The organism is Bacillus sp. FJAT-49711, assembly GCF_018343715.1.
Classification (GTDB): Bacteria; Bacillota; Bacilli; order Bacillales; family Bacillaceae_C; genus Lederbergia.
This window is the reverse complement of record NZ_JAGYPL010000001.1, coordinates 1,390,482-1,410,196: the sequence shown is the minus strand read 5'-3', so window position 1 is coordinate 1,410,196 and position 19,715 is coordinate 1,390,482. Positions and strand designations below refer to the sequence as shown.

Here is a 19,715-nt window from a genome sequence, read left to right as displayed (position 1 = left end):
CAACATTATAGCTGTGGACTTTAAGAAAAATATGGTAAGATGAGAGAAATATTGTTGACTGAATAAAAAAGAGTAAGCATTGGATTCAGAGATTAAATAAGGAGGAAGATTATATGTTTGATAATACTCATGCACATATAACAACATGGGCAATTGCCATCATATTATTCATTGTTGCAGTCTTTTTGCACAAAGCAGGCAATAAAAAAGCAACGAATATAGTGCAAATGATATTACGCGTCTTTTATTTATTAATTATTGCTACTGGTATAACATTATTTGCAAGACATAGTAGCTATGATCCCGCTTTATATGGAGTAAAGTTTCTTTTTGGAGTTATTGTGATTGCTATGATGGAAATGGTTTTAATCCGTTTGAAGCTAGATAAAAAAACTGGATTATTCTGGTCTATATTAATTATTTCATTTGTGATTACATTCTATTTAGGTGCAAAGCTACCGCTTAACTGGAACTGGTTTGCTTAATAAAATGTATTAAAAAATGTAAAAGCCAACTAATTGGTTTTTACATTTTTCTTTTGATGACATTAATGCGTTTCTTCATTAAAATAAACAATAGGGTCATGCCTGATTATGTCGAAAATGATAGCGGTGGTGAAAGGCAATTTGATTAAATCATATACCTACACATATAAAGACAAAAATGATTTACTTAGTTTTATGAATATGAATAATTTCGCAAGCAATGAATTATTCGTTATTAAAGCTCATTTACCAGATTGGCCACGTACAGAAATCAATCAATTGAAAAAGTTTCTTCTAAATTTTTTACCAAATTCCGTTTTTATCATAGTAAATTCAATAAACAAAGAAGAAGCTTCATTGACATTTAATCATTATGGTTCGATTGCTGGGTCTATTAATAATGATAAAGTCGATCATTCCGAAAATGACTCGCAAATGGCTGACTTACTTAATCTAGCAACCAATCAATATATACATTTATCAAAAAAATATGATGAAATAAAAGAATACTTTTATTCAATTGTTGAAAATATCCCTGATATTATTTTCACTACCGATTTAAATGGATGCTTTACAAGTGTAAACGATGCCTTTAAGAATACATTCGCATTAGGAATGGATGAATTAAAGGATGAAACGGCACTTACATACGTCTCATCCAAAGAAATTCCGATAAAAAGATATTTTATACGCGCAATTAGAGGAATTCCTGTTCAATTTGAGCTGAATCTTAAAGTGAAAACAGGTGATTTGGCAACTTTTATTATGCATATGATTCCAATCACTGTTCGGAATAAGACAGTGGAGATTTTTGTTATCGGGCGAAATATTACAAAACAGCGAAAAATAGAAAAAAAGATGGAGAGAATTGCCTATTATGATGGTGATACTGGCCTTCCCAATCGTCTAAAATTTGATGAGACGCTTCAAAAAAAAGTAAAAAAGGCAAAAAAAGGGAATGAGCAATTTTTAATTATGTTTTTAGATTTAGATCGTTTTAAAACAGTTAATGATATGCTCGGGCATAAATCGGGAGATAAAGTATTAAAAGTTATCGCTAAGCGGATTTCTTCCGCTATACCAAAATCCGCCTATTTAGGAAGATTTAGTGGCGATAAATTTTCGATCGTTTTACCGGAAGGTACAAAATCCGAAGTGGCGATGGGGATCGGACAAGATATATTGCAATCAATTCAAATGCCTTTGCATTTTGAAAATCAAGAGCTGTATGTTTCAGCAAGTATTGGAATTAGCTCATATCCATCAGATGGCAGTGATAATGTAGAATTACTGAAAAATGCGGATGCAGCATTGAATCGAGCAAAACAACAAGGCGGGAGTTCCATTGTTTTTTTTGCAGGAGAAATGAATAAAGAGACATGGCAAAGAATAGAGATTGAGCGCAGTTTACGAAAAGCACTTGAAAATAATGAGTTTTTTATTGCGTATCAGCCAATTATCGATGCAAAAACAGGCAAATTATCAACCTGTGAAGCATTGCTCAGATGGGACCATTCCGAATATGGATTAATTCCGCCCATGCAATTTATTCCTATCGCTGAAGAAATAGGTTTGATTCACTCATTTGGAAACTGGGTTTTAAAAAATGCTTGCAAGCAAACAAAAAAGTGGCAGGAAATGGGTATGAAAAGTTTAAGCGTCTCTGTCAATGTTTCAGCATTTCAATTCCAAAATAGACATTTTATCGATGAAGTTAAGTCAACACTTGTTTATTCAGGACTTGAAGCAAAATATCTGCACTTGGAATTAACAGAAAGTGCCATGCTAAACCATACGATGGAAGCAATTAATACGATGCATATATTAAATGAATTAGGTGTTAATATTTCGATCGATGATTTCGGAACAGGATATTCTTCTTTAAGCTATTTAAAACAATTGCCCATTCATCGCTTGAAAATTGATCGCTCTTTTATTAATCATATTACAACTGACTCACCAGAATATGCGATAGTGAATGCTATCATGACGATGGGGCACGGTTTAGGGTTGAATGTCGTGGCCGAAGGAGTCGAAACAAAAGAACAATTGCACTTATTGAAACAGCTAAAATGTGATTATATACAAGGATATTTAATTGAAAAACCGATGCCGCCAAATAAATTTGAAGAATGGTATTATCAATCGGATTTATTGTCAAAGCTATATCATTAATCTTGTTTTTCTTATTGTCAGGAGGCAAAAAAAATTGTTTAAAAAAGCATTATGCTTATTATTTATTTCGTTTTTTCTACTTTCCACCATTACTGTACATGCTAATGAACAAGAAACGCGATCATGGAAAGATGAAAATATATATTCTTTGATGGTTGATCGCTTTTATAATGGTGATTATGAAAATGATTCTAGTGTGAATTTGAAGGATCCCCTTAGTTATCAAGGAGGAGATTTTAAAGGAATTATAGATAAGCTAGATTATTTACAGGAAATGAATTTTACGACCATACAGCTTTCGCCTATTTTTAAAAATAAAGAGGATGGCTATCATGGTGAATGGGTTAGTGATTACTATAAAACAAATGAACATTTTGGATCAATTGAAGAATTTAAACAATTAGTTGATCGTTTTCATAAAAAAGATATGCGCGTTGTTTTGGAATTCCCTATTCAAAAAGAATTAAACGCTAAAGATATTGTCGATATAGCAGATTGGTGGATTTCTGAAACGAACATAGATGGATTTAAAATGACAAATATTGATGCAAAGCCATTAGAAATTTGGAAAGAAGTCACTTCTGCTATTTTGAACTTGAAGGATGATTTTTACTTAGCGGGAGCGGCTCTTAACTTAAGTGCTGAAGAGATGAACGAATATTTTCAAGCTGGATTTATAAGTATGTCAAATGTTTCCTTAGTTGAGCCTCTTAGAAATGCGATTTCTAAACCTGATGTTTCATCTGCCTCATTATTTGAAACACTTGAACAAGATAGCAGCAATGGACTTAAAGAAGCTTTTTTTGACAATCAAAATACTGATAGATTTACTCAAGAAATGGTTAATAATAACACATATCCTGTTACAAGATGGAAGCTAGCCCTTGCGTTTTTATATACACAACCTGAAATTCCGGTAGTTTATTATGCGACAGAAATTGCAGTAAACGGCGGGAAATCTCCAGACAATACACCAATGATGAATTTCAGAACTGAAAAGGACATTATTGATTATATATCCGATTTGGGAGGAGTCAGAAATCATCAAAAGGCTCTTACGAGAGGGACGATAGAGGTATTGTATGAAGAAGATGGCATGACGGTTTTTAAACGTCAATATAACTCAGAAATAGTAGTGGTAGCTATAAACAATACTAGTACAGATCAAAAAGTGACCATTCCTGAGGATAAAATTGAAAAAAATAAAGAACTTCGCGGATTACTTGATACAGATCTCGTTCGAGTTAATGAAAATGGTGATTACCATATTGTGTTAGAACGAGAAACCGCAGAAATTTATAAAGTAACAGAAAAAAGCGGTTATAATATTCCATTTATTTTATCGATTTTCGCAGTGTTTGGGATATTCGTTCTTTTTATGTATATAACGTGGAAGCGCGGAAGAAAACTAAACCCGCAAAAATAAAAAAATGAAACCGGCCATTGCTATGGCGGTTTCATTTTTTTCGTCTAGCTCCAGCGCCTATCGACTAGCAAATTTCTTGTCCTTCTCTTTTGCGTAAGTCACCATTGGCTCGTTCCTCGCCGTGTTTCCTTAATCTCAGTCGAAGCCTTGAAGTTTGCACTTCGATGAACAAGCGCTTCCGCTTTTGTTGCTATCCATTAATGACTTCTCCCCCATTAATATGAAGAATTTGTCCAGTGACATAACTTGAATCGTCGGATGCTAGATAAACATATCCAGGCCCTAGTTCGGAAGGTTGGCCAGGTCGACCTAATGGCTGGGTTCCGCCAAACTTGCTGACCTTTTCTGCTTCAAACGTAGCAGGAATGAGTGGTGTCCAAATAGGACCTGGTGCTACACCATTGACTCGAATGCGCTGCGCAGCAAGTGATTTTGATAAAGATCTAGTAAAGGAGACAATCGCTCCTTTTGTCGCTGAATAATCCAACAACTCAGGGCTTCCTGCATAAGCTGTAATCGAAGCTGTATTAATGATGGAACTTCCAGCTTGCAAATGCGGTAGGGCTGCTTTAGTTAAAAAGAAAAAGGCATATATATTCGTACGAAATGTTTTCTCAAGCTGCTCTTCGCTAATATCAAGAAGGCTCTTTTGAGGATGTTGTTCGCCTGCATTGTTAACAAGTATATCGATCTTATTGAAATTACCCATTACTTGTTCAACTACATCAATGCAATGCTGTTCTTGTCCAAGATCCCCGCGTATTAATAAACATTTTTTGCCTTCATTTTCGATTAGCTGTTTCGTATTTTCCGCGTCTTCATCTTCTTCAAGATAACAAATGGCAACGTCGGCTCCTTCTTTTGCAAAATGCAGGGCGACTGATTTTCCAATACCGCTATCTCCACCTGTAATGATGGCCACTTTACCTTCTAGCTTTCCACACCCTTTATAAGTGGATTTAATCGCTTCTGGCTCGGGATTCATTAATGTTTCCAAACCCGGCTGCTGTACTTGTTTTTGCTTTGGCATCGTTTGTTTTTCATTACTCATGTGATCACTCCTTTAGAAAAAAATAAAACGGGCATATCATTGATATACCCGTTCACTTATATTTTATTCTTTTTTAAAATCGATAATCAGGAACTCCGGGGATCACTCCTTCTAGCTCCAGTGCCTATTGACTAGCAGACTTTTGTCCTTTTCTTTTGCGTAAGGGGGTCATACTCGTCCCACACGTCTGCTTTTGATTTTTTATCGATAGTTTACAAATTGAACTTCTATTGGGAGCTCTGCGGAACGTATCACACTGATAATTTGCTGCAAATCATCGCGATTCTTTCCTGTAACCCTAATTTGATCTTCTTGAACTTGGCTTTTTACTTTCAGACCGCTGTTTTTTATAAGAGTATTAATTTTTTTAGCATTCTCTTTATCGATCCCTTGAACAATTTTTGCTCGTTGGCGGACTGTACCGCCAAATGCATTTTCCATCTTACCGTAATCGAGGTTTTTAACAGGAACTTCTCGTCTAATTAATTTGCCGATAAACACATCTTTTAGTTGGGACATTTTAAATTCATCATCGGAAATTAATACAACTTCTTCATTTTCCAATTTAATATCACTCTTACTGCCTTTAAAATCATAGCGTGTTTGAATTTCTTTTAAAGCAATATTGATCGCATTATTTACTTCTGATAAATCAACTTTTGAAACAATATCGAAAGAATTTTCTTTAGCCATTTTTACCTCCATTGCACCATTTTTTCTCATTATAGTTGATTTGCAACGTTCCAACAAGGTTAGAGAAAATGGCAAAAAGAAATTAAAGATGATCGGTTTTCTTTGAAAATTTATATTTTCCAGCTTGCAGATTTTTTTCTCTCAAAATGTTCTTTTCTTCTCGTGAAGCTTGTTTATCACTTGGCTTCTTATCATTATCAGATGTATTGTATCGCATATTTTTTCTCCTTTCTAAATAGGGGTTACTGAATAGTATCCCCGCTTCGGGAGAAAAAATATTATACCTGTTTCTCATTTAAGAAAAAAATGGCTAGCGTCCCTGGTCCAGCATGAGCTGCAATGACAGAACCGATAATATTAATGTAAAAGCTTTTAGTCCCAAATCTTTCTTCTATCATTTTTTTTACTTCTAAAGCCAGCTCTTCATCATCACCGTGACTTATTCCAATCGTTTGGCTGCTAAGATCGGCCCCCCGTTCCTCCATTACTTCAAGAATTCTTTTAATTAGTTTTTTCTTTCCACGAATTTTTTCGATTGGTACGAGTTTTCCTGCTTCTACATGTAGAAGGGGCTTAATATTAAGCAAACCACCAAGAAAAGCAGATGCTTTAGAAAGACGTCCGCCTCTTGCGAGGAAATCCAAATCCTCCACTGTAAATAAATGTTCCATATGTTGGCATTGGAATGTAATGCTTTGAATTAATTCTTCTTTTGAAACACCATTTTTCACTTGTTCGACTGCAGATAATATAGTTAGACCATAACCTAAAGAAGCACATTTAGAATCAATGATTGTTAAGTCAAAATCAGGGTATTCTTCTAGTACTTGTTCACGTATCATGGCAGCTGTTTGGTAAGTACCTGATAGTTCAGACGAAAAAGCAATATAAAGTCCTGATTCACCTAACTTCGCCAAATTTGTAAAAGCTTCCTCAAATTGTTGCGGTGATGCTTGTGATGTTTTTGGCATTTTTCCAGCACGTATTTCTTCATACACTTTTTTTGGCTGAATGGTTAATAAATCTTTATACTCATCATGATCGATATGTACTTGGAGAGGAATTAATTGAACGTCATTTTCTTGAAAAAAAGATAACGGTAAGTCTGAAGCACTATCAGCAAAAAGTTTAATTGACATAAAAATCACCTTTCGTGGGAAAATAATGTAAAATTCATGCGACCAAAGATTATTCAGAAAATTGTCCTATATTTTAAGTGTACCGGCTTTATAAAAAAAGCACAATCTTCTATTGCAGTAAAAAGGAGGGAGAGGAATAATGATGAATAAACAATTCTCTATTATGACTCATACTAAAATAACTATAACTGTTTTAATTGGGGCATTTTTGAACGCTGTAGCATTAAATTATTTTTTAATCCCTGCAGGTGTATATGCAAGTGGGGTTACGGGAGCAGCCCAGCTAGTATCCAATATTTTAACGGATTTTACACCTCTACATATTTCAACAGGGATTCTCATCCTATTATTCAATATTCCGGTAGTTATATTAGGTTGGCTAAAAGTAGGAAAATCCTTTACAATGTACAGTTTTATTTCAGTCTTATTTATGACGATTTTTTTAGAGGTTTTTCCAATAAAAGATGAAACAAATGATATTTTGCTTTATGCCGTTTTTGGTGGTGTGATAGCAGCGGTTGGAATTGGAATTACGTTAAGGGTAGGGGCTTCAACTGGTGGATTAGACATTATTGCCATGGTGCTTTCACGTATGAAAGATAAACCGGTAGGTATTTATTTCTTTATTATTAATGCTGTCATTATTGTGACTGCAGGAGCTATTTATGGGTGGGATAAAGCACTTTATACACTAGTTTCTTTATATGCTTCTACAAGAGTGATTGATGCCATTCATACGCGTCATCAGAAATTGACAGCCATGATTGTAACAAAAAAATCACGTGAACTAAAAGAAGCTATTCACGCAAGAATGGTAAGGGGAATAACGTTAGTTCCTGCGAAGGGAGCTTTTTCCAATGAGGAAAAAGAGATGATGATGATCGTCATTACACGTTATGAATTATACGAACTCGAACTAATTGTGAAGAATGTTGATCCAAAGGCTTTTACCAATATAGTAGAAACTTCTGCCGTATTTGGATTTTTTAGAAAGGAATAAAACCAAAAACGGAACGCCTTTCATCGAATAAGACTGGCGATATGAAAAAAAGGTGAGAAAAGGGGGATGTCTGACATACAGTAATCCTTGTATGTCACAAACCCTCGTGGAGAGTATTGTGAGGGCCAACTATAAGCTAATAAACAGAGACTATAAAAATCCTGCTTTTTGTTCACATTACCATTAGAATATGACCTAGAGGGCTAGAGCCTGCAACTGGACAGAAACATAAATAAATTAAAAACGGGAGCATAAACACTCCCGTTTCGATTGTTTATTTTAATCGATCCAGCACAGCTTGGTATTCACGAAGCTGCTCTTGCTCGGCGAACGTCGTATTGGCATAAGCAGAGGAAAGGGCGTTTTTCGCTACTTGCAGTGCCTTTTCTTTTTCTTCTGTTGAACCTCCAGTAAGGAAGAGTTCTTCAGCGTGTTCAACAAAATCCCTTGCTTCTTGGAAGAGTCTGTTTCCCACTACTCAAAACCTCCTAGAGTTCATCATTTCTTTTCATTTCCGCTTCTTCAAAGGTCGAACGATATGGAAAACGTTCTGCATGTTTTTCTATCGAGTTTTTACCATGTTGGACAAAACGTTTGGATTTACTTTTTTTACCCACACGTATCACCCCAAATTTAGAATTGGAAAGGAACGTCGTCTTTACGTTCAAAGTTATTGTTTGTCAAAGACCCGTGAAAAACACGTGAAAGAATTGGAAGCTCAATCCGGAATTTTGAAATTCGCCAAAAAAGAGTGCTAAAATATAGGAAGAAATAAAAAGAGGAAAAGGGGTTAGCATCATGATAGAAATAAGGAAAGAAAAAGTAAATGATATTCCGTTATTACATGTCGTAAAAAGCGGAAACGAAGAAAAGATGCTGCCGCTTATTTTTTTTGTCCATGGATTTACTTCTGCTAAAGAGCATAATCTTCATTATGCATACCTTTTAGCTGAATCAGGTTTCCGTGTCGTACTTCCGGAAGCAAAGTTTCATGGGGAAAGAGATGCTGGACATAGTGAAGAAGAAATAATGCTTCATTTTTGGGATATCGTCATCAATACGATAACTGAATTAGAAATAATAAAAGATGACTTTATTAATAAGGGAAGAGTGGATTCCAAAAAAATTGGACTAGCCGGTACGTCAATGGGAGGGATTGTTACATTAGGGGCACTCACTCAATATGAATGGGTTAAGGCTGCAGTTTCTTTAATGGGAAGTCCACATTACGAATCATTTGCACGTGCTCAAATAGACCATCTAAAAAAAGCGGATCCGAATTTGTCTCTTCCAAATGAAAAATTGGAAGAAATGTACACGGCTTTACAGAAATATGATTTAAGCCATCAATCGGAAAAGCTTAGAGGAAGACCGCTTTTGTTTTGGCATGGAAGAAAGGATCCAGTTGTCCCATTTCAGCCTACATATAACTTTTATGAAAAAATTAAGAAAGAATATGAGCAGCATCCATCTGATTTAAAATTTATCGTTGATGAAAAGGCCGATCATAAAGTGAGCAGAGAAGGTTTATTGGAAACGGTGGAATGGTTCAAAAAACATTTGCTTTAAAATAAATCATTTCAGTTTGTTTTTTTTCCTTGTTTGGTATGATAGTAAGAGAAGCAATTTATTTTGAAAAGGAGTGTGTTCAAATGGATGAGGCTTTGAAAGAGAATATTTATGGTGCTCTTGAACAAGTGATTGACCCCGAATTGGGGATTGACATAGTAAATCTTGGTTTAGTCTATGATGTTGATCTTAATGATGAAGGCGTAGCGAAAGTTACGATGACGTTAACATCTATGGGCTGCCCACTTGCACCTGTTATTGTTGATCAAGTTCAGGCTGCTCTCGCGGATTTGCCTGAAGTAAAACAAACTGAAGTTGACATTGTTTGGAATCCACCTTGGACAAAGGACAAAATGTCACGATATGCGAAAATTGCCTTAGGCGTAACATGATAAAGGAACGCAGTTATTTGATTATAATTTAGGGAAAATACATAGCGGAATGCTCCTTGAAATAAAGAAGCCTTCCGCTATTTTTAATAGTAATAAGGAGGCGTGTCAATGGATTTAAGTAAAATGACTATGACCATGCAGGAAGCATTTGCTGAAGCTCAGCAAACTGCAATAAGGCTTAATCATCCTGAAATTGATATTATTCATATTTGGAAAACATTATCAGATCGAAATGATAGTCTCCTTAATAATTTATATGAACATTTTGGGTTGGGAAAAAGTGCTCTTCAATACGAAATAAACCACTTGATAGAAAAAAAACCACAAGTGACGGGAGCAGGAGTTAAAGGTGGACAATACCTTAGTTCAGATGTGCAAAACCTCATAAATAATGCAGAGAAAGAAAAAGGATCCTTTCATGATGAATATTTATCTGTAGAGCATTTTGTTCTTGCATTAATGGATCAAAATAGTAATGAACTTGCGATGTTTTTAGTTCAACACGGGTTGACAAAAGAGAAATTACGTGCCGAAGTTGAAAAAGTTAGAGGGGGACAGCGTGTGGTATCGCAAAATCCGGAAGCTACATATGAAGTACTAGAAAAATACGGTAGAGATTTAGTTGCGGAAGTAAAATCCGGTAAACTTGATCCGGTCATTGGAAGGGATAATGAAATAAGAAATGTAATAAGAATATTATCCCGGAAAACTAAAAATAACCCTGTGTTAATTGGTGAACCGGGGGTAGGGAAAACAGCCATTGTTGAAGGCCTTGCACAAAGAATTGTTAGAAAGGACGTCCCCGAAGGATTAAAGGACAAAACTATTTTTGCATTGGATATGGGCGCTTTAATTGCTGGTGCTAAATTCAGAGGAGAATTTGAAGAAAGGCTGAAAGCTGTTTTACAAGAAATAAAGAAGAGCGAAGGAAAAATACTTCTATTTATTGATGAAATCCATACAATTGTAGGAGCTGGAAAAGCAGAAGGGTCCATGGATGCAGGCAATATGTTAAAGCCGATGCTTGCACGGGGAGAGCTTCATTGTATCGGTGCAACTACACTTGATGAATACCGATTATATATTGAAAAGGATCCTGCACTCGAAAGAAGATTTCAAAAAGTATTAGTGCCTGAGCCGACTGTGGAAGATACAATCTCCATATTACGTGGATTGAAGGAAAGATTTGAAATTCACCATGGAGTAAATATTCATGATAGAGCACTTGTCGCCTCTGCCACTTTGTCAGATCGCTATATAACAGATCGATTTTTACCTGATAAAGCAATTGACCTTGTTGATGAGGCTTGCGCAAATATTCGAGTTGAAATTGATTCTATGCCAAGTGAATTGGACGAAATAACGAGAAGAGTCATGCAACTCGAGATTGAAGAGGCTGCACTTCAAAAAGAAGATGATGAGGCGAGTAAAGCTAGGCTTGAAATTCTTCAAAAGGATTTAGCTGATTTAAAAGAAAAAGCGAATGAGATGAAGTCTAAATGGCAGTCGGAGAAAGATGAAATTTTAAAAATAAAAGAGAAGCGGGAAGAATTGGAGAAACTGCGCCGAGAATTGGAGGATGCAGAAAATCAGTATGATTTAAACCGGGCTGCTGAGCTTCGTCACGGAAAAATTCCAGCAGTTGAAAAAGACTTGAAGAAGCTTGAAGAAAACTTACAAAAGCATCAAGAAGATGAAAATCGTTTAGTAAAAGAGGAAGTAACCGAGGATGAAATAGCAGATATTGTTTCTCGTTGGACAGGGATTCCCGTCATGAAGCTAGTTGAAGGGGAACGTGAAAAGCTTTTACGGCTTGAAAGTATTTTGCACAAACGGGTAATTGGCCAAGATGAAGCAGTAGAACTTGTTAGCAACGCAGTGCTTCGTGCAAGAGCGGGTATAAAAGATCCTAACCGTCCTATCGGTTCATTTATTTTCCTCGGTCCTACAGGTGTCGGGAAAACGGAACTTGCAAAAGCATTAGCAGAAACATTATTTGATAGCGAAGAACATATGATCAGGATTGACATGTCTGAATATATGGAAAAACACACTGTATCTAGGCTAATTGGTGCCCCCCCTGGATATGTAGGATATGAAGAGGGTGGACAGCTTACAGAAGCTGTACGAAGAAAACCGTACTCTGTCATTTTGCTTGATGAAATTGAAAAAGCTCATCCCGAAGTGTTCAATATTTTACTGCAAGTACTGGATGACGGTAGAATTACAGATTCCCAAGGAAGGCGAATTGACTTTAAAAATTCAGTTATCATAATGACATCTAATATCGGTTCTGCCTTTTTATTGGAACGTGAAAAAAGTGAAGAACATATTGATGAACAAACAAAAGAGCTTGTAATGGCTCAATTAAGAGCGGCGTTCAAACCAGAATTTTTAAATAGAGTGGATGATATAATACTGTTTAAGCCTCTTACTATTGAAAATATCAAAGGCATAGTAGGGAAGCTGGCAGAGGAATTACAGCATCGATTAATAGAACAAAATATTCATTTGACGATATCAGACGAGGCAAATGAATTTGTTGCTCAGGCGGCTTATGATCCAGTATACGGTGCTCGTCCGTTAAAAAGATATTTACAAAGCCATATAGAAACAAAACTGGCGAAGGAAATTATTGCTGGTCAAGTTCATCCGAATGATACGATTATCATTAGTGAGGAAAATGGAGAACTCTCTATTTCAGTACAAAAGTAAAATAAAAATGGGAAAGGTGCTAATGTACCTCTCCCATTTCTCATTGATAAGGAAATTATAAATTTGGAAACTTTGTGGATAACTTTCTAAGAAATTAGTTATCGTCTAGCCCGAGCACCTATCGACTAGCAAACCTTCTGTCCTTTTCGCATGCGTAGTCAACATCGCCACATTCATCGCCTTGTATCCTTTATCGCAAGTCTTATGCCCTGAAGTTTGTACGTCGATGAACAGGCGCCTCTGCTTATGTTCTTTTAATGTTCTTCACTAATAGTAACTGTAGGTAAAACAGCAGTTACAATAACCATTAATATAAATGCGCCAATTCCTAATATGCTACCGGTCTTAAAATCATAAGGAACGGATAACATGGAACCTGCCACATACGTCAACATATGGATAAGAAGAAAAGTCCAAATAAATCCCCATACATATCTCATAAATTGTTCACCCCAATTCAATATGAAGTTTATGTAAAAGTAATTCACTTCATGTATATACCTATCAAATCATACCATACAAATTAGTAATGTAAAAGTGATAATTCTGTGATTTTGGTAATACTCTAAGGCACTTGCATAGGATGTAAGTAAGGGATTTTAGAAAGGAGATGGACGATTTGAAATCCGCGGTAGTATTCGGGGCAAGACAGCTTCTTGGTTATGAATTTTGCGTTCAGCTGCTTGAGAAAGGATATAAAGTATTGGCGAAAGACTTTGCTAAATGGCAGAACAAGGAACAGGAAGAAAAATGGTTATTTATAGGTAGAAATGCCAATTTGCAATACGAACAAATAGAAGAAAATTCCCTTGGTAAAATATATGAGCCTGTACACTATTTTTTTATTCCACTTCCTGACTTTTACTCCAAAGATTTTCCTGATATTCATCATCATTTTATTCACATAATAAAAACACTTACTCTAGATGAATTATTTACCCAATCAATATTTGTTATGATACAACCATCGGCCATAGATAAAGGAAATTCAAACTTTTGTTCCAATATAGAAAAGCTTAAAACTGACATAAGGGAAAGAGGAAATAAGCTAATCGAATATTGTATGCTTAATAATAATGTAAATAAGAAAGAAACTCGTCTTTTTTTTAATTCTAGCACGAATGATAAATGGAGGGGGTTGGATAATGAATTTTCCTCCGTCTCCATCACTAAAGAGATAATTGAGCATATTGAGAAAAAAATGGATGAATTGTATATATAAAAATATAGGTTATAATTGTTATACTTTTCAGTCATTGAGTCTTAGGTTAAAATGTAAGTAATGTTTGGAAGGGGAGGATGTATGGACAAGTACTTTCTACATACATAATGATGGAAATCAATCCAACGAAAATAAATCAATCCCGATTTACAAGAATTCTCCCTGATGTTATAATTAGCACCAAGTCTTAATATATGATAATAATTTTTTATTCTATGAAAGTAGGGATAAGCTGCATGAGTGCTGGAATAATCGGGGTTGGAAAATATGTTCCTGAAAAAATCTTAACGAATCTAGACTTGGAAAAAATGGTGGATACTTCTGACGAATGGATCAGGACACGTACAGGCATCGAAGAAAGAAGAATCGCATCCGATGATGTAGATACATCTGATATGGCGTATGCAGCTGCAAAAAATGCGATAGAGAATGCAGGATTATCACCTGAAGATATTGATATGATATTGGTTGCAACAGTTACTCCTGATCAGCCATTTCCTACTGTATCGTGTATGCTGCAAGCGAAATTGGGCTGTACGAAAGCTTCTGCAATGGACCTAAGTGCTGCGTGTGCAGGCTTCATGTATGGAATGGCTACAGCAAAACAATTTATTGATAATGGTGCTTATAAAAATATTTTAATTGTTGGCGCTGAAAAGCTGTCAAAAATTACAGATTGGAATGACCGCAACACTGCCGTATTGTTTGGTGATGGTGCAGGAGCTGTTGTAATGGGGAAAGTTTCGGATGGTAGAGGTGTTCTTTCATTTGAATTAGGTGCAGATGGATCTGGTGGAAACTATCTTTATCAAGAACAATTCATTATGATGAATGGTAGAGAGGTTTTTAAATTTGCAGTAAGACAAATGGGAGAGTCTTCCGTAAATGTTTTAGAAAAGGCAGGGCTTTCAAAAGATGATGTTGACTTTTTAATCCCACACCAAGCTAACATCAGAATTATGGAAGCTGCTAGACAGCGATTAGATCTTCCTGAGGAAAAGATGTCTAAAACAATTCATAAATATGGAAATACTTCATCTGCCTCCATTCCTATAGCACTTGCAGATGAATTAGAAGCTGGAAAAATTAAAGATGATGATATAATTGTTATGGTTGGCTTTGGCGGTGGACTAACATGGGGTGCCATTGCTATGAAATGGGGACTATAATTGTTAAACCTTCTTTTTTTATTTAAAGGAGCTGATAAAGCATGAAAAAAAGAGTTGTAATAACAGGAATCGGTGCTGTATCACCACTTGGTAATGACGCGGCTACAACATGGAAAAATGTATTAGCAGGAAAATCAGGAGTAGGACCATTAACAAGATTAAACCCTGAAGAATATTCAGCTAAAGTAGCTGCAGAAGTAAAAGACTTTGATATTGAAAACTATATCGAAAGAAAAGAAGCGCGGAAAATGGATCGCTTTACCCATTATGCCGTAGCTGCTGCTATGATGGCAGTTAAAGATGCTGAATTGAAAATAGACGATACAAATGCGGATCGAATCGGAGTTTGGATAGGCTCAGGTATTGGCGGTTTGGAAACATTCGAAAATCAGTTTGAAATCTTTCAAAAAAGAGGATATCGACGTGTAAGTCCATTTTTTGTTCCAATGATGATCCCAGACATGGCAACGGGGCAAGTTTCCATCTATCTTGGTGCAAAAGGCGTCAACTCTTGTACAGTAACTGCATGTGCAACTGGCACGAATTCAATTGGAGATGCATTTAAAGTTATCCAGCGCGGAGATGCTACGGCAATGATAGCTGGTGGAGCTGAGGCGCCGATCACTCGCATGTCTGTTGCAGGTTTCTGTGCAAATACGGCTTTATCCACAAATCCTGATCCGGAAACTGCAAGTAGACCATTTGACTTGAATCGTGATGGTTTCGTTATTGGTGAAGGAGCCGGAATCGTTGTTCTTGAAGAACTAGAGCACGCTTTAAGCCGCGGAGCACATATTTATGCAGAAATTGTTGGCTATGGATCAACTGGTGACGCTCACCATATTACTGCACCTGCACCAGGTGGTGAAGGTGGAGTGCGTGCTATGAAAATCGCCATTAAAGATGGCGGACTTGAACCAAAGGATATTGACTACATTAATGCACATGGTACAAGTACTCCATATAATGATAAATATGAAACAATGGCTGTGAAAGAAGTTTTCGGAGATCATGCTTATAAATTAGCGATGAGTTCCACTAAATCGATGACTGGACATTTACTAGGAGCAGCGGGTGGAGTTGAAGCTATTTTCTCTGTAATGGCGTTAAAAGAAGGGATACTTCCTCCAACGATGAATTATGTAACACCAGACCCAGACTGTGATCTTGATTACGTTGTCAATGAAGCAAGAAAAGCTGATATAAAGGCAGTACTAAGCAACTCACTTGGGTTCGGCGGACATAACGCTACAATTGCATTTAAAAAATATGAGTAATTACAAAGACGCTGAAGCTAGACGGAGCGGAAAGAAGACACGATCTTAATGATCGTGTTTTCTTTTTTTACCTTTAAAAATCATGTACCTCCCTCTTTATTGTTTAATAACATAACAAAAGGAGGCGGTAATTATGGGGGTAATTGAAACCGATAAATGGCTTGAGAATTACTTTAATCAGCCTTGGGAAATGGGAAGGATGGCAAAACCGGAAGTGCAGGATGCAGAAGACTTTTATGAGTATTTAACACAATTCGGTATGTACAGACCATCACGTAATGCATTTCACATATTAAATAGGCTTAAGGAAGAGGAAGTTTGGAAGAAAATAAACAATATATACTTAAAGTATCGAAGAAAATGGAAAGGTCCAGCAGTGGATGTATATATATTTCCAATCAATCAACAAAATTCTTTGTTTAGACGGAGAAATAATGGTCGTTCAGGGTTGGCATTCCATAATAAATTGTTTCTTTTCATTTCTGAAGGGCTAGATGAAAATGAATTAGAAGCACTTTTTGTTCATGAATATCATCATTCCGCTAGATTAAGCAAACTTAAAAAGAACGAAAGTGATTATACTTTGCTCGATTCAATCCTGTTTGAAGGGTTTGCTGAACTGGCTGTACTCAACTGTTGTGGATCAGAATACTTAGCGCCATGGACAAAGCTGTATACGAAAGAGAAATTGAGAAGTGATATAAATCGAATATATGAACCAAATTTTCATCTAACACGCAAAGACCGTGAACATGATGAACTGCTATTTGGGAGAAGAGGAGTGCCTTTCATGTTAGGCTACGCCGTTGGATATGAATTGGCGAAAGGTTATGTAAAGAGAAACAATGTAACAATGTTTGATACATTTACTGTTCCGTCCAAAAAAGTTTTATTCAATAATGAATTTTTTGAACTGCCTTCCAGTTAACGGGAGGCTTTTTTAAAGCATGTCCTATTGGAGTTATACATATAATCAATAAAGACTGTATTCGTAAAATTGTTGTTCTTGTAAAAGCGCTGGAGCCGGCTTTTACCCTGTTGCGTTAGTTTAGTGCTACTAAGAATGAAGTATGTAGCTCTTTTCTCAACAGTATACGAAATTTTAGGTTGTTGAATCCATTTTTTATTATTAAAAACTGTATAAAATAGCGAAATGGTTGAGAGTTTCTATAAAAAGGCGAGCTAATGAATGATAAGGATGTGCCAATCTATGTTGTTTAGGGGTTTCATGCTAATGCTCGGATTTGGCTTTGCCGTATCAGGTGGTGTGAGCTTAATCGGATATTTAAATTTAGTTACAATGGGAAGAAGCTTTAGTGATTATGTCTTCTTTATATTAAGAAGACCAGAATGTTATTTACTGCCGATAGGATTAATGATGATAGCGGGAGCTATTTTTTATAGTAACGAGAAAATAAACAGTCACAATGATAAAGAGGAATAAATTGACTGCACCCTGCCTATACTGATTGACAAAAGGTTATGAAGTGAGGGATTAGGATGCTATATCTTCATGATGTATGGGTCAATTGGTTTGAAGGGGAGGAGAACGGCTATAATGTGTGTCATTTTCATGAATGGCGAAGAGGAGAAGATGTAATCGAACTCCTTGATCAAGTTCCACTATTGTTGATAGAGCCGGTCCTCTTCCACTACATAGAAAATAATTTGGCTGAACTGCCGCAGACCCTATTAAATGATGTTTATAAAAAAGCATACTTAAGAAAAAATCATGAGCGGGTACAATTAGAGTATTGTTTTGTCGTAACAGATGGAAAAGGAATTATGGCGGTTGATACAATAGGCTATTCTATACCACTTCGCAAAAGTAGATTAATTCCGCGTCAAGAACAGTTGGTTTATGAAATGACGATGAAAAATGAACCGTTTCCTTATAAGTTTAACAAAGAAAATATGGATAAAGAACACCATATATTGTCGCCAGAACCGGAATTAATGTATGGCTTGACAAGAAAAGAACGTCAATTAAAACACTTAATGTTTATGGCCTTAGACCAGCTTTACACTTCGAAAAATACTCCTGAAATACGTTATTGGTACACTGAATGGGCACCTAACAAATACAATGTGATCCAGACGATGGAATTTGAAGAAGTATGGAACTATCTATACGAGGAAACAAAGATTGGCTGGTCGGAAAAACATTTAATGCTGTGCGAGAATCTAATAAAGGGTCAGCCATTTTTTGAAAAGCTTTGGGAAATGGAATACGATTCAAAAGTGAATTAGATTTTGGAAAAGAGCAAGATCCCGCTTCATAATTGAAGGGGTTCTTGCTCTTTTAATGTATTTATTTCTGCTGTCATTCCACTTATATTATTACTTCCTTTTCCTACCCAATCCCATAGCGTTTTCCATTTTCTTCAACATTTTATTAGCTTTTCTAGAGGCTTTCTCTGCACCTGCATCAAGTATGTCGTCAAGTTCCTTAGAATCAAGCAATTCCTTGTAGCGTTCTTGTATAGGAGACAGAGCATTAATAACAACAGCAGCCAAATCCGCTTTGAAATCCCCGTACCCTTTTCCTTCGTAGTATTGTTCCAGCTCAGGAATTGGCTTATTTTCTAAAATCGAATAAATCGAAAGTAAGTTTGATACCCCTGGTTTATTCTCTTTGTCATGTTTCACAATTCCATCGGAATCAGTGACAGCACTTTTAATTTTCTTTTCAATTTGATTAGGTTCATCCAGCAAAGTAATAAATGCCCTCTGGTTTGCATCGGATTTACTCATTTTTTTCGTTGGTTCTTGCAATGACATGACCCTTGCTCCGACTTTTGGGATTCTCACTTCAGGAACTGTGAAAATATCATTATAACGATTATTAAATCGTTCAGCTAAATCTCTCGTAAGTTCTAAATGTTGCTTTTGATCTTCCCCAACAGGAACTAGATCGGCTCCGTATAATAGGATATCGGCAGCCATTAAAGGAGGATATGTTAATAATCCTGCTGAAACTGCATCTTTTCCAGATGACTTGTCTTTAAATTGAGTCATACGCTCTAATTCACCAATGTACGCAATACATTGAAGCATCCACGCAGCCTGTGAGTGTGCAGGAACTTCTGATTGAATAAAAAGAGTTGCTTTTTCAGGATCTAGTCCAGCAGCAATATAAAGTGCGGCCAACCTTTTAATATTTTTTCTTAATTCCAGTCGATCTTGGGGAACTGTAATAGCGTGTTGGTCAACAACACAAAAATAACAATCGTAATCATGCTGCAATTCAATAAACTGCTTAATGGCTCCTATGTAGTTTCCAAGGGTAATAACTCCACTTGGCTGGATACCCGAAAATATCGTTTTCATGGCGAAAGCCTCCTTTATAAATAAAAAACCATTCGTCCCAAAATAGGATGAATGCTAAATTGAGATAAGATG

General features: G+C 36.1%; 21 protein-coding genes. 13 read left to right on the top strand and 8 right to left on the bottom strand.

The window, feature by feature from the left end; genetic code table 11:
* Window positions 1-113: 113 nt before the first annotated feature.
* The 3 genes from KHA96_RS06805 to KHA96_RS06795 all read left to right on the top strand — a co-directional run bounded on the left by KHA96_RS06805 (window position 114) and on the right by KHA96_RS06795 (window position 4,086).
* A complete protein-coding gene (locus tag KHA96_RS06805) occupies window positions 114-485 on the top strand; it encodes a YisL family protein (protein ID WP_213128483.1) in 372 nt (123 codons plus the stop codon).
* A gap of 141 nt (window positions 486-626) precedes the next feature.
* A complete protein-coding gene (locus tag KHA96_RS06800) occupies window positions 627-2,660 on the top strand; it encodes an EAL domain-containing protein (protein WP_213128482.1) in 2,034 nt (677 codons plus the stop codon).
* 34 nt (window positions 2,661-2,694) lie between these two features.
* Window positions 2,695-4,086 carry an alpha-amylase family glycosyl hydrolase gene (locus KHA96_RS06795; RefSeq protein WP_213128481.1) on the top strand — a complete coding sequence of 464 codons (1,392 nt, stop codon included), beginning with the start codon at window positions 2,695-2,697 and terminating at the stop codon, window positions 4,084-4,086.
* Window positions 4,087-4,276: 190 nt separating this feature from the next.
* Here the strand turns inward: KHA96_RS06795 and KHA96_RS06790 are convergent, their stop codons facing one another.
* The 4 genes from KHA96_RS06790 to KHA96_RS06775 all read right to left on the bottom strand — a co-directional run bounded on the left by KHA96_RS06790 (window position 4,277) and on the right by KHA96_RS06775 (window position 6,969).
* Window positions 4,277-5,137 (bottom strand): SDR family oxidoreductase, encoded by an 861-nt coding sequence (locus tag KHA96_RS06790; protein ID WP_213128480.1) that lies wholly within the window; start codon window positions 5,135-5,137, stop codon window positions 4,277-4,279.
* A gap of 201 nt (window positions 5,138-5,338) precedes the next feature.
* Entirely contained in the window at window positions 5,339-5,830 is a 492-nt protein-coding gene (locus tag KHA96_RS06785; RefSeq protein WP_213128479.1) for a YajQ family cyclic di-GMP-binding protein, read from the bottom strand.
* An 82-nt stretch (window positions 5,831-5,912) separates the two neighbouring features.
* Window positions 5,913-6,047 (bottom strand): DUF3941 domain-containing protein, encoded by a 135-nt coding sequence (locus tag KHA96_RS06780; RefSeq protein WP_213128478.1) that lies wholly within the window; start codon window positions 6,045-6,047, stop codon window positions 5,913-5,915.
* Window positions 6,048-6,108: 61 nt separating this feature from the next.
* A complete protein-coding gene (locus KHA96_RS06775; protein WP_213128477.1) occupies window positions 6,109-6,969 on the bottom strand; it encodes a DegV family protein in 861 nt (286 codons plus the stop codon).
* A 139-nt stretch (window positions 6,970-7,108) separates the two neighbouring features.
* Here KHA96_RS06775 and KHA96_RS06770 point away from each other — a divergent pair, with 139 nt between their 5' ends.
* Window positions 7,109-7,969 carry a YitT family protein gene (locus KHA96_RS06770; protein ID WP_481748212.1) on the top strand — a complete coding sequence of 287 codons (861 nt, stop codon included), beginning with the start codon at window positions 7,109-7,111 and terminating at the stop codon, window positions 7,967-7,969.
* Window positions 7,970-8,243: 274 nt separating this feature from the next.
* Here KHA96_RS06770 and KHA96_RS06765 read toward each other — a convergent pair whose 3' ends face one another.
* Window positions 8,244-8,444: a DUF3813 domain-containing protein gene (locus KHA96_RS06765; RefSeq protein ID WP_213128476.1), complete on the bottom strand. Its 201-nt coding sequence runs from the start codon at window positions 8,442-8,444 to the stop codon at window positions 8,244-8,246.
* Between the two features lie 13 nt (window positions 8,445-8,457).
* A complete protein-coding gene (locus tag KHA96_RS23235; RefSeq protein WP_283248440.1) occupies window positions 8,458-8,586 on the bottom strand; it encodes a hypothetical protein in 129 nt (42 codons plus the stop codon).
* A 181-nt stretch (window positions 8,587-8,767) separates the two neighbouring features.
* Between KHA96_RS23235 and yjfP the strand changes: the two genes are divergently transcribed.
* The 3 genes from yjfP (at window position 8,768) to clpB (ending at window position 12,645) form a co-directional block, all read left to right on the top strand.
* Complete coding sequence (gene yjfP / locus KHA96_RS06760; protein ID WP_213128475.1) at window positions 8,768-9,538, top strand: esterase; 771 nt, start codon at window positions 8,768-8,770, stop codon at window positions 9,536-9,538.
* 83 nt (window positions 9,539-9,621) lie between these two features.
* Window positions 9,622-9,930, top strand: a complete 309-nt coding sequence (locus KHA96_RS06755) for a metal-sulfur cluster assembly factor (RefSeq protein ID WP_213128474.1) — start codon at window positions 9,622-9,624, stop codon at window positions 9,928-9,930.
* A gap of 108 nt (window positions 9,931-10,038) precedes the next feature.
* Window positions 10,039-12,645 (top strand): ATP-dependent chaperone ClpB, encoded by a 2,607-nt coding sequence (gene clpB, locus KHA96_RS06750; RefSeq protein ID WP_213128473.1) that lies wholly within the window; start codon window positions 10,039-10,041, stop codon window positions 12,643-12,645.
* A 254-nt stretch (window positions 12,646-12,899) separates the two neighbouring features.
* Here clpB and KHA96_RS06745 read toward each other — a convergent pair whose 3' ends face one another.
* Entirely contained in the window at window positions 12,900-13,085 is a 186-nt protein-coding gene (locus tag KHA96_RS06745) for a YjzD family protein (protein ID WP_213128472.1), read from the bottom strand.
* A gap of 179 nt (window positions 13,086-13,264) precedes the next feature.
* Here KHA96_RS06745 and KHA96_RS06740 point away from each other — a divergent pair, with 179 nt between their 5' ends.
* The 6 genes from KHA96_RS06740 (at window position 13,265) to KHA96_RS06715 (ending at window position 18,563) form a co-directional block, all read left to right on the top strand.
* Window positions 13,265-13,867, top strand: coding sequence for a hypothetical protein (locus KHA96_RS06740; protein ID WP_213128471.1), 603 nt, complete (start codon window positions 13,265-13,267; stop codon window positions 13,865-13,867).
* Window positions 13,868-14,103: 236 nt separating this feature from the next.
* On the top strand, window positions 14,104-15,036 hold the full coding sequence (locus KHA96_RS06735) for a beta-ketoacyl-ACP synthase III (RefSeq protein ID WP_213128470.1): 933 nt from the start codon (window positions 14,104-14,106) through the stop codon (window positions 15,034-15,036).
* Window positions 15,037-15,077: 41 nt separating this feature from the next.
* A complete protein-coding gene (fabF, locus tag KHA96_RS06730) occupies window positions 15,078-16,313 on the top strand; it encodes a beta-ketoacyl-ACP synthase II (protein WP_213128469.1) in 1,236 nt (411 codons plus the stop codon).
* Between the two features lie 133 nt (window positions 16,314-16,446).
* On the top strand, window positions 16,447-17,241 hold the full coding sequence (locus KHA96_RS06725) for a DUF2268 domain-containing putative Zn-dependent protease (RefSeq protein ID WP_213128468.1): 795 nt from the start codon (window positions 16,447-16,449) through the stop codon (window positions 17,239-17,241).
* A 261-nt stretch (window positions 17,242-17,502) separates the two neighbouring features.
* Entirely contained in the window at window positions 17,503-17,757 is a 255-nt protein-coding gene (locus KHA96_RS06720; RefSeq protein WP_481748211.1) for a YuzI family membrane protein, read from the top strand.
* Between the two features lie 56 nt (window positions 17,758-17,813).
* The gene (locus KHA96_RS06715) at window positions 17,814-18,563 is read left to right on the top strand and encodes a YjbA family protein (protein WP_213128466.1); all 750 of its coding nucleotides are present in this window, start codon (window positions 17,814-17,816) and stop codon (window positions 18,561-18,563) included.
* 90 nt (window positions 18,564-18,653) lie between these two features.
* On the opposite strand, the gene trpS is transcribed toward KHA96_RS06715, so the two are convergent.
* Window positions 18,654-19,643 (bottom strand): tryptophan--tRNA ligase, encoded by a 990-nt coding sequence (gene trpS, locus KHA96_RS06710; RefSeq protein WP_213128465.1) that lies wholly within the window; start codon window positions 19,641-19,643, stop codon window positions 18,654-18,656.
* Window positions 19,644-19,715 lie beyond the last annotated feature (72 nt).

Coding starts and splice junctions, on each gene's coding strand:
- clpB (WP_213128473.1), top strand. CDS start 10,039: ATGGATTTAAGTAAAATGACTATGACCATGCAGGAAGCATTTGCTGAA.
- yjfP (WP_213128475.1), top strand. CDS start 8,768: ATGATAGAAATAAGGAAAGAAAAAGTAAATGATATTCCGTTATTACAT.
- KHA96_RS06775 (WP_213128477.1), bottom strand. CDS start 6,969: ATGTCAATTAAACTTTTTGCTGATAGTGCTTCAGACTTACCGTTATCT.
- KHA96_RS06720 (WP_481748211.1), top strand. CDS start 17,503: ATGATAAGGATGTGCCAATCTATGTTGTTTAGGGGTTTCATGCTAATG.
- KHA96_RS06785 (WP_213128479.1), bottom strand. CDS start 5,830: ATGGCTAAAGAAAATTCTTTCGATATTGTTTCAAAAGTTGATTTATCA.
- KHA96_RS06790 (WP_213128480.1), bottom strand. CDS start 5,137: ATGAGTAATGAAAAACAAACGATGCCAAAGCAAAAACAAGTACAGCAG.
- KHA96_RS06770 (WP_481748212.1), top strand. CDS start 7,109: ATGATGAATAAACAATTCTCTATTATGACTCATACTAAAATAACTATA.
- KHA96_RS06715 (WP_213128466.1), top strand. CDS start 17,814: ATGCTATATCTTCATGATGTATGGGTCAATTGGTTTGAAGGGGAGGAG.
- fabF (WP_213128469.1), top strand. CDS start 15,078: ATGAAAAAAAGAGTTGTAATAACAGGAATCGGTGCTGTATCACCACTT.
- KHA96_RS06725 (WP_213128468.1), top strand. CDS start 16,447: ATGGGGGTAATTGAAACCGATAAATGGCTTGAGAATTACTTTAATCAG.
- trpS (WP_213128465.1), bottom strand. CDS start 19,643: ATGAAAACGATATTTTCGGGTATCCAGCCAAGTGGAGTTATTACCCTT.
- KHA96_RS06745 (WP_213128472.1), bottom strand. CDS start 13,085: ATGAGATATGTATGGGGATTTATTTGGACTTTTCTTCTTATCCATATG.
- KHA96_RS06780 (WP_213128478.1), bottom strand. CDS start 6,047: ATGCGATACAATACATCTGATAATGATAAGAAGCCAAGTGATAAACAA.
- KHA96_RS06755 (WP_213128474.1), top strand. CDS start 9,622: ATGGATGAGGCTTTGAAAGAGAATATTTATGGTGCTCTTGAACAAGTG.
- KHA96_RS06735 (WP_213128470.1), top strand. CDS start 14,104: ATGAGTGCTGGAATAATCGGGGTTGGAAAATATGTTCCTGAAAAAATC.
- KHA96_RS06805 (WP_213128483.1), top strand. CDS start 114: ATGTTTGATAATACTCATGCACATATAACAACATGGGCAATTGCCATC.